The sequence below is a fragment of the Bacillota bacterium genome, assembly GCA_023511485.1.
In the GTDB taxonomy this organism is placed as follows: Bacteria; Actinomycetota; Aquicultoria; order Aquicultorales; family Aquicultoraceae; genus CADDYS01.
Window position 1 is genome coordinate 21,157 of record JAIMBH010000031.1, and the last position, 8,078, is coordinate 29,234.

At 45.2% G+C, this 8,078-nt stretch carries 7 protein-coding genes and 1 tRNA gene; 3 read left to right on the top strand and 5 right to left on the bottom strand.

Going from position 1 to position 8,078, the window contains the following annotated elements; translation table 11 throughout:
- Positions 1–7: 7 nt before the first annotated feature.
- The 3 genes from K6T91_09715 to K6T91_09725 form a co-directional block, all read right to left on the bottom strand.
- A complete protein-coding gene (locus K6T91_09715) occupies positions 8–640 on the bottom strand; it encodes a hypothetical protein (GenBank protein ID MCL6473065.1) in 633 nt (210 codons plus the stop codon).
- Positions 641–776: 136 nt separating this feature from the next.
- On the bottom strand, positions 777–1,847 hold the full coding sequence (locus K6T91_09720) for a CAP domain-containing protein (protein ID MCL6473066.1): 1,071 nt from the start codon (positions 1,845–1,847) through the stop codon (positions 777–779).
- Positions 1,848–2,112: 265 nt separating this feature from the next.
- The gene (locus K6T91_09725; GenBank protein MCL6473067.1) at positions 2,113–2,784 is read right to left on the bottom strand and encodes a hypothetical protein; all 672 of its coding nucleotides are present in this window, start codon (positions 2,782–2,784) and stop codon (positions 2,113–2,115) included.
- A gap of 527 nt (positions 2,785–3,311) precedes the next feature.
- On the opposite strand from K6T91_09725, the gene K6T91_09730 reads away from it, so the two are divergent.
- Together K6T91_09730 and K6T91_09735 are read left to right on the top strand one after the other, a co-directional pair.
- A tRNA-Val gene (locus tag K6T91_09730) sits at positions 3,312–3,383 on the top strand.
- A gap of 98 nt (positions 3,384–3,481) precedes the next feature.
- Entirely contained in the window at positions 3,482–4,642 is a 1,161-nt protein-coding gene (locus tag K6T91_09735; protein ID MCL6473068.1) for a hypothetical protein, read from the top strand.
- 21 nt (positions 4,643–4,663) lie between these two features.
- Here K6T91_09735 and K6T91_09740 read toward each other — a convergent pair whose 3' ends face one another.
- Complete coding sequence (locus K6T91_09740; protein MCL6473069.1) at positions 4,664–5,398, bottom strand: metallophosphatase family protein; 735 nt, start codon at positions 5,396–5,398, stop codon at positions 4,664–4,666.
- Between the two features lies 1 nt (position 5,399).
- Positions 5,400–6,791, bottom strand: coding sequence for a CCA tRNA nucleotidyltransferase (locus tag K6T91_09745; GenBank protein ID MCL6473070.1), 1,392 nt, complete (start codon positions 6,789–6,791; stop codon positions 5,400–5,402).
- A 423-nt stretch (positions 6,792–7,214) separates the two neighbouring features.
- On the opposite strand from K6T91_09745, the gene K6T91_09750 reads away from it, so the two are divergent.
- A complete protein-coding gene (locus K6T91_09750) occupies positions 7,215–8,078 on the top strand; it encodes a hypothetical protein (protein MCL6473071.1) in 864 nt (287 codons plus the stop codon).

Consider the following 8,078-nt stretch of genomic DNA (forward strand, 5'->3'; position numbering starts at 1 on the left):
CAGTGTCTCACTTTTCGATCAACCTCTGAAACTCTAAAAAAGACATAGCCGGCTCGGAAGCATCAAATATCGCACGACCCACGCAAATAAAATCCGGTTCGACGCCCATAATCATATCTAAGTTCTCAAGCGTAATCCCTCCGTCCAACCCCACCTCAGCCGACATACAAAACGACTTAAACTCGTATATGTTTTCCAGCACCTCTACATGAAAAGGCGATCCGTAAACTGCAGGATCTACTGCAAGAAATAGAACCGCATCAACTTCACTGGCCAGATCCATAAACTCATCGAGCTGGGTGTGTGGGAGAATCGCTAAGCCGGCCTGCATGCCCATGTCCTTAATTTGCCTGATGATAGAATGGTGGTCGCTTACCGCCTCGTAATGAAAAAACGCTCTTCTGAAAGCAGTACCCTCAAGAGGCTTAAGATACGATATCGGGTCTTTTACCATTAGATGTGCTTCCATCTTGAGACTCGTCTTAACTTCTGCAACATCAACCGGCGAGACAGTGCTCGAGCGAACGAACTTGCCATCCATGAAATCAACCTGGACGTAATCCGCAAATGACTCGGCTTGAGCAATTTTACGACCGTAATCCTCGATATTTTCGGAAAGCACAACTGGTATTAACTTCATATCGCCTCTCTGTTTTACGGCTATTTCGGGTTTGTTATCATACATTCCCTAATGCCTGACACATCAACCATGATAAATAGGGGCCAGGGATCAGATATACAGGGTTCTGAACTTTATGAAGGCCCTTATAAATAAACTATCTCGTCCTAAAATGCCAATCCAAATTGATGTGCCTGCCATCTGCTGCAGCACGAACAATTATGCGGTAGACAGCCCTGTTTCTAAGCGGATACTTAGGTATTACCGCAAGCGTATCTTGGATATGTTTATCCGAGAATGGAAGCAATTTATAAAACTTGACAGCATCACCCTGCTCGTCAAACAACTTAATATCTTTTACAATGATATTTTTGTAGCCGCTGAAAGTTACTGTAACCGGATAGCCAACAGGATATTTTTTGCCGGGAAGCGGGTCTGGAATTTCATCGCCCGTGAACTCTATGGGCACGTTATATTGCCCGTTGACAGGATAGCAGATGATCTGCCTCCTGATTGGAAAGCCTGGGTTTGCAAAGTCCATTACATAGGTTACTCTACCTCCTTTTTTGCTGGCCCCAAAACCGGCCTCATATATATTAGGGCTCAATATAGCAAGACGGTGATAGACAGTATCAATCCAGCTATCGACCGCCCACTCAGGGTCTATACTTAAAGGGTAACTGCTTGATACCCAGCGCACACTGCATACCTCGGTCGCATAGGTAAATTGCCTATAGTCAAAGGATCTCATCCTATCCCAAGGCCAAACGCCGGAGAAACCTGCTTGTCCGCTTCTTTCTGTATGCCCTGAAAGACCGTGTCTGTTATTATACTCAGCGTGCGCCTGAGCTGCCCTGTTTAAATTGTTGTTCAAAGTCACCTGTTCAAGTCCGGCTAAATTTCGGTAATAGTTCGCTCTTCCAGCTGCGATACTCTGATGTTCGGTTAGATACAGCTCCGGCGCTAACTCAGGCTCTGTAGTTACAGAAGGCAGGTCAAGCCCCCAGTCCCTGCCAGACAAAAAACCATCCCTGCTGCGCATCCGCAGCATTACAGGCGATATATTTGGTTTTTTACAGGAGACACAGGAACTTGAGATGTTAACGGCCGCTTTCATCCCATCAAGATAAAAAACGGCCGTTAGTATTAAGAAAAAACAAACCGCTAGCGACGCGAATATAAAACCTAACTTGATTAGGCCTATAACCAATCGCTGAATACTGCGCATCCAACCCCCGACTAAACCAACTCTTACCTTAAAGCTAAAACCGGTAATAAACCTACGTTAATATAACCGTTTCATGTATTTTTTAACTGGGTAAGGAAAAAATGTTTTGCGCATAAGGAAAAATACCTGCGTCTCCTTTGCCGATTGGTTGTTGTATTTACTTTTTACGGGAAAAGGTTTGCTGGCAGCTAGAGGGAGGCCGGAAAACTCCGGCCTCCCTCTTATCAAGCCTATAAACTATTTGCTACCGCCAGTTATGCGCTAGTTATGCGGCCATACGTTCACGTTCTGCCCTCTCCATTGCCTGCGACCTGCTCAGTCTGCGGGAGCCAAGCCATCCTCCAAGAATCGCCGTACCAAGAGACAATAGTGCCGCTAGTAAGAACCATCCGGCTCCGGCTGCGGTTACATCAACTAGCGTACTTACATCTGCAGGTGTAACACTTATTGCAGGAAGAATGCCTCTTATAAACGCTGCGATGTTGGTGCCAAAACCAAGAATTCCGGTTATACCAAGCGAGCTTAGCAGTATACCGGCTACTAACGAAAATGCCCATACCGTTACGCCGTGCCATATCCCATCGCTTATGTACTGCACCATGGCAAGTCTAGAGGTGACAAATGCGCCAACAAAAAGTGCGATCAATGCGCCAATTGCCGTCCATATGCCAATATTTGTAAGAATATTCCGCAGCCCTGCCAGGTTTGTCACATCTACCGCAGCAAGACCGATCAAGGTAACCAGTGCTGCAATAACTAACTCAGTTGCTATTGCAACGAATACGCCTGCGAATATTGAACCCCAGCTCAGGCGGCTATACCAGGCAGGCACATAACCGCCTCTAAACATTGGGTACACTGCTCCCATTTCTTCACGAGGAGCCATACCCGTTTCCGGCACAGCTCTTGCCTCTGGTTTGCGTTCTGCCTCAGCCATTTTATCTGCCTCCTTACTTTTATAGTCTCTCCTGTAATTTTACCCACATATATTCAATTAACCCGATGCCTTAAATAACATTAATTTCCATGCAAATGAAAAATGGGGTGTTGAGCCCAACTAAATAAATATTTTTAAGGCAAACAAAAGGCAGATAACTTCATAGATAAACCAAACATCTCAAAAACAAGCGGTCAAAAAATTGAAGAAAAATCAAAGAATAACTTGATTTCAGGTTTATGAATCAGAGAAGAGCGCTAAGCGCTAGAGGGTTTTAAAAATATTGTAAAAAAAGTGCAGCCCCCGGGCAGTGGTACTATCTCCCCCACCGTATTATTTTTCTTTCATTCCCGGGGCTATTAGCTGCACTATCTATGCTTATATATCGGGCTCTCAGGAAGGATACTTTAGCAAATTTTGGAAAATTTTTAGGATTAAAACAGAAAAAGACCGGGGGTTTGGTAATTCAATAAAGTTGAATTATTATCTCGATTTGGGATAATAGTTAAAGAAATTCAAAATAAAAAGGGCGTTTAGCTCAGCGGGAGAGCACTACCTTCACACGGTAGGGGTCACTGGTTCAAATCCAGTAACGCCCACCTGGTTCAAATCCAATAGTGTCCAAAAATCTAGATTTTGCTTTTCCTTCTTATGAAGCTTGATTTTAAATAATCAAGCTTCATTATATAATCAGGCCATGGCAAAGAGATGGCTCGTTACAGGTATCCTCATAGCCCTGTTTTTGACTCCCGCCCTTATCGCTATACTTGCACTTCAAAATCCAGAATGGGCAAGCAGCCCGATGATGAAAAGTATCGCTTCAGAGTTCTCCAGCTTTATCCTCTCCCGTTTCAATATCGTGTCGATACCCAATGGACAAATCCTGGGTCCGGTTGCAAACCTTGCCTCCCCAAAGCGCCGTGCACTGGAATCGGGAAAGGTATGGGTGATCACCGCAACCGAGATTGCAGGCAAAACCTATAAGAACCCGCCAAATTTTAAAGATTATTATGTTGTGGCAACTATCGAACCCGTTGACCTTCAGCAAAAGAGCCCTAAAGAGAGACGAAAAATAATACAAGCTGTAGATAACTTCGCAATAGAAGAAAAGATAGATGCAATTGTTGAGGCAACTTCTGCAGATACAGCTAGGGCAAACTCATGGGGTATGAGAGAGGCCGAAAAACTTCGCGAAGCTGGGGTCATCCGGTGTGTAATGTTTGACGGCGGACACCATGTTGCAACGCTCCCACTTGAGCCAGACATCCTCCTTGTATCAACCACCTACTATAAAGGAAAGCCTTATGCTAGCCATTGGTTTACAAGGGATTCAGTACCTACCTGGAAATTACGGGGCGTCCTCAACAGCGAGGCTATAAGTAGCGTGATCGCTGAATTTCCGCGCAATGGATTACCCATCAAAAACCCAGGCGCAATGGCAAACCTTGCTGCTCAAGCCATCCTGAACATAGTTAAGGCGTACCCAAAAGAGAAGGAGGTATTGCATTTTAAGAAAATTAAGAAAAGCCCAGAATCTGCCATTGGTGGTGGGGAGTCTGGCATCAGAAAAGCGTCTCTTTTCATGTCGCTAGAAGTCAGCACAGATTATAACGAGCAAAGCCTGCTCGACAGAGTTACGTCTGAAATCAAGAAGCGCGAATGCAGCGATAAGAAAATCGAGCACGTCTATATCGGGCTTAGCTTCGGCTCGAGTAAGTTCCCGTTCAGAAGTAGGAAGGTAAATTTTAGTATGGACGACCTGGAGAATTTGATCAATAAGCGATTTCCGTATAAAGTAACAATCTTGTCTGAGCCCGTTAGCACCTGGGATATATATTTAAGCAGGGTAGGATTGTAGTGATTTATAGTTAAACGTTTCCTATATTCCTATTGCCAATCGGTCGGAAAGAGAGCTTGGGAGCCCTGCCAGAAGCATCTTCTGCTGAGTCACCTCAACTGGATATTCAATACGGTGAAATTCTATCCGGTAGTTATCTGTATCGAAAACCATATAGCTGGCCCGGGGGTCGCCATCTCGAGGTTGGCCAACACTTCCCGGGTTGATCAGGTACTTAACACCCTGCCTATCAAGTTCAAAAACCTGACCGTTGCTTAAATGTATGTATTCAACCGGAGCGCTCCCTGCCTTCATAAACATAAGAGGTATGTGCGAATGACCAACAAAAACAATAGAGGCTTGAACTTCAGAGAAGACCTCGTCGGCCTGCCAAGATGATAATATGTACTCCCATATATCTTTCCCTGGGCTACCATGGACAAGAATAACGCCAGGTATCGGCTCGATTGAGATGGGAAGTGACTGCAAAAAGGCAAGTTGATCCTTATTTAAATGGTTTCGGTTCCATTTGCAGGCCTCAGCTGCCTCTGCACTAAATGCACTTATATCAATATCTTGCAGGACGCATAGGTCATGGTTGCCGATAACGCTGTTGTTCTTCAGGGATTTCATTAAATCAACACATATGCCGGGGTCAGAACCATAGCCAACTATATCCCCCAGGCACCATAACTCCCCAACATTGCTCAGACGGTCAAGTACGCTAGTTAGCGCTTCTGCATTGCTATGGATGTCCGCTATTAAGCCGACCAACATTTCACTTAATTCCTTTTTCCCTGGCCCACTCATCCAATAATCTATATGCTTCTTCCTTGGTCTCTATTTTTCCTTCAAGTTTGGCATCAAGTAAGAGGCGAAGTGCTTCTCCAATTAACGGACCCGGCTGCAGGCCGAGATATTGCATTACCTCATGACCGTCTATCGGTGGCCTGATCTTTGCCGTCTCCTCTGCCTCTTCGAGTTTGATTATCCGCTCCTCAAGTTCATCAAGAACACTCAAGGCCTGCCTCATCTTGCGCGGGTTCTTAGTCGTGCAGTCAGCACGAATTAGCGCGTTTAACTTTCCGCGCAGTTCTCCTGCATCACGGATATATCTTCTAACTGCTTTATCCGACCAGCCCATCCTGTATGTGTAGACCCGCATATGAAGATAGATTAGCCTGGTCACCTCACCAACAATCGCATTAGGATATTTTAACGCCCGCAACCTTCTCTTAGCGATATGCATGCCGACTATATCATGGTTATAGAAGGTAACTTTGCCCTCGATTATCTCTTTGGTTTCGGGTTTTCCTATGTCATGAAAAAGTGCGGCTAGACGAAGGGCTAAGTCCGGCTCGACCCGCTCAACAACCGTTAAGGTATGCTCCAGCACATCTTTATGGTGGTATTCCGGATCTTGCGTAATCTTTAAGCTTTCCAACTCGGAGATAAACTTTGCGCTCAATCCTGTGCTGAGAATCAGGCGAAGCGCCTTCGCCGGTTCGCGACCGATAAGTATCCGGGAAAATTCATCTCTTATACGTTCAGTAGATACCCTGGTAAGCTCGTCTTTATATACAGTTATAGCCTCTTCGACCTCAGGTGAAAGATGCATGCCCATGTTGGATACAAAACGGATTGCTCTCATCATCCTTAAAGGGTCGTCGGTGAAACTTTGTTCTGGGCTTATCGGGGTACGAATCATCCGTTTAATAAGGTCCCTTTGTCCGCCAAATGGATCGATCAGATTCCCCTGAGGTAGCTCGACCGCCATAGCGTTGATCGTAAAATCGCGCCTTGATAAATCAAATTCGATGCTCGTATCAAAAGTGACCACAGGGTGGCGGCTCTCATCGAGATAGACCTCTTTTCTTAGCGTAGTTATTTCGATTTTAAGGTGACCTTTAGTTAAACCAATGGTTCCAAACCTTATACCGACCGTCCACAAGTTATCTGCCCAAGGTTTTACAATCTCAATGACTTGTTCAGGTCTGGCATCGGTTGCAAAATCAAGATCCTCATGAAATTGCCCCAGAAGGGCATCACGCACCGTTCCTCCGACAAGATACAGTTTCTTGCCAGCCTTTTCAAATAACCGGCTTAACTCCCTAACTATTGGATGCTCAAATATTGGTACCAGATTATCTATATTTAAAGGCTGTTCTATCTTAAGTCCTCCTCACTTTATGTAAAGCCAGTTTCACCAGCTAATATCACTAATTTACCAGATGGCAGGCAATGATATAACCCCTCCTGCATATTAATTAGTATATCTAAGTATCTAAACGGGCCTTTGGGACGCCTTAAAGCCAGGCCACTCCAGCAAGCTACCGGATCAAGCTATTGAATCGCACCTTGTCCAGCACCTTGCTCACCGCAAATTCGCATCCATAGCCAGTCTCCTCCCCAGCTATACTGTGCTTTGATACTGTGCTTTGCCATAAAGACGGGCATGTCGATGCCGGTTTTACATAATCACCATTTTTCTACCCAAACATAGGCGTTGGCGCTCATTGGCGCAATATCGAGTCTCTTAAAGGAACGGATAAATATTAGCCAGGTTGATGTGATTTTTTAGAGAGCTGATGTAATGATTAGAGTAGGCTTTTCGGCAAGGCCGCTTGAGAAGAACCTAAAAAATCCCAGGCCGGACGGCCTTGGTGAGTACAGAAGAACACTCGAGATAATAAAGGCTTGTAGCAGATGGGGTTTAAGATATTACAATATGCCTCCCGAGACTATCGGCTGGGGTGACTACTCTAAATACCAACCTAGCGCCCAAGAGGTCGAGCAAAAATTTGCCGACTTACTATCCGAGATTCGGGTCCTCGGCAAGGTCTTTGATATAAAATTTAGCTTTCATGCGCGAAATTCTGCCGTCCTAACATCGCCAGATAAGAGAATTTTCGAAAAATCGATAAGAGAAATCATGGCTCTTCGCAAAGTCCTTGAACTTGTAGATGGCTTAGCCGTCTATATTCACCCCGGCTATACCCACGGCAACAAATCTGAAGCCAAGAACCGCTTGATCGACGCGTTAAACAGCCTGCCTGAAAGCCCTGTTTCAATTGGCCTTGAGGTCGATGATGTAGGAATCGGCGACCTTGACACTGTCCTTCATACCTGTGCAAATACAAGAGGGGTAGATCCGGTAATCGATTGGGGCCATATTTGGGGCCGTGGCTATAAGCTAGAATCGACCGATGACTACCTATCATCAGTTATCTCTATTGCCGAGCCTTACTGGACCAACCATGCCTATTTCCACTTCTCTGCGGTGTGGAGGCGAAAACACATCCCGCTTGACCTGAACCTTCCCGACTACCGTATATTCGCTGAAGCCATGAGAATCTATGCAAACAGTACCGAAAAAGAAGTCATAATACTTGTCGAGAGCCCACTTAGAGAAAACGATGCTATCTTAAACCAAAAAACAATTCTTGGCGAAGCTTAA

Excerpts from the sequence above, each read along its gene's own strand:
- K6T91_09715 (MCL6473065.1), bottom strand. The coding sequence starts at position 640 with ATGAAGTTAATACCAGTTGTGCTTTCCGAAAATATCGAGGATTACGGT.
- K6T91_09735 (MCL6473068.1), top strand. The coding sequence starts at position 3,482 with ATGGCAAAGAGATGGCTCGTTACAGGTATCCTCATAGCCCTGTTTTTG.
- K6T91_09725 (MCL6473067.1), bottom strand. The coding sequence starts at position 2,784 with ATGGCTGAGGCAGAACGCAAACCAGAGGCAAGAGCTGTGCCGGAAACG.
- K6T91_09750 (MCL6473071.1), top strand. The coding sequence starts at position 7,215 with ATGATTAGAGTAGGCTTTTCGGCAAGGCCGCTTGAGAAGAACCTAAAA.
- K6T91_09740 (MCL6473069.1), bottom strand. The coding sequence starts at position 5,398 with ATGTTGGTCGGCTTAATAGCGGACATCCATAGCAATGCAGAAGCGCTA.
- K6T91_09720 (MCL6473066.1), bottom strand. The coding sequence starts at position 1,847 with ATGCGCAGTATTCAGCGATTGGTTATAGGCCTAATCAAGTTAGGTTTT.